3 protein-coding genes are annotated in these 1,119 nt (G+C 66.8%); all 3 read right to left on the minus strand.

The genetic code is table 11. The features are described from left to right. The coding region (locus AC2SGK_RS18250; RefSeq protein WP_488324797.1) for an integrase core domain-containing protein at positions 1–279 on the minus strand (279 nt) is incomplete at its 3' end. After that, positions 186–608 (minus strand): DDE-type integrase/transposase/recombinase, encoded by a 423-nt coding sequence (locus tag AC2SGK_RS18255; protein WP_488324795.1) that lies wholly within the window; start codon positions 606–608, stop codon positions 186–188. The genes AC2SGK_RS18255 and AC2SGK_RS18250, both read right to left, overlap by 94 nt. 121 nt (positions 609–729) lie before the next feature. After that, positions 730–966 carry a hypothetical protein gene (locus AC2SGK_RS18260; protein ID WP_488324796.1) on the minus strand — a complete coding sequence of 79 codons (237 nt, stop codon included), beginning with the start codon at positions 964–966 and terminating at the stop codon, positions 730–732. Between the last annotated feature and the right edge of the window lie 153 nt (positions 967–1,119).

A 1,119-nucleotide genomic window follows, 5' to 3' on the forward strand; every position in this document is an offset into this window, starting at 1 on the left:
GGTTTGAGTTTGGTCGGGTTTGGCAACGGGGTGTGGCGCGGAGCTTTGCGGGTTGGGCAGCGTCAGGCCCCGGTACGGGGTGAAGGTCCGGACGAACGCGGCAGGCGTCTGCCAGCCGAGGCTGGAGTGCAGGCGTTCGGTGCCGCAATCCTTGCGCCAGGCCGCGAGCGTATCACGGACGGGGTTCAAGTCTTGTTCAACAGCGCGTCGTGCAGACGGCCTTTGAGGCTCTCGATGAAGACGCTCAGGGTGGGCCTGCCCGGCGCGATGCGGTGCCAGTCGATCCTAAGGTCGTCGGCAAAGGTCAGGATCGCGTTCGAGGTGAACTCGGTGCCATTGTCGCCGACCACGGTTCCGGGCCTTCCGCGGGCCTCGAACAGCGTCGCCGGTTGCCGTGTGACACTTGCGCCGGACAAGAGCGTGCCGGCGATCGGGGCGAGGCGTTCCCGACTGCAATCGTCGTCCGCGCTCGGCACGCGGAAGCGGCGGCCATCGGTCAGTCGGTCGGACACGACGTCGCGCGGCCAGCGCTGGTCCGGCATCAGCGGAAAACGCCAGCGGAGCTCGTGTCCCTGTCGCCCGCTTGCGGCCGGCGCGGCGACGGACATGCAGCCGCTCCTCGCGAAGGACGCGGAACAGGCGCTTGCGGTTCATCTCATGACCATCACGGCGCAGGAAGGCAGGCAGCCGCCGATAGCCGCGACCTGCGGCGGACCCGCGCCGGGTTCTTCAGACGCTCGCGCAGCACGGGGTCATCCCGCAGGATCGCCTCATGGGCCGCATGGTCATCCGGCAACAGGCGATCACCCAGCACGTCCGCCGCTCGCCCGTCCCGTGGCCTGACATCCGATGCGCGGCCGATTGCCGCTTTCCGAAGGGCGTCACCACAAAATCCTTCAGCGCCGCATTGCCGGGCATGGCATCGGCCAACAGCCGTTCCAGATGCGCATTTCCGTCTTCGAGCATCTTCAGGCGCTGATCTCGCTGACGTCCATGCCGTCATATTTGGCTTTACATCGGTAGCCTGCGCCCGGTCTGGTCCACCATTCCGACCGCGGATCGCAATACTGCTCTGTCGACTATCAGGCGCTGCTCCGCCAACGCGGTGTCCTGATCTCG

This window comes from Paracoccus sp. NIOT.M2S5SZ12 (genome assembly GCF_057748165.1).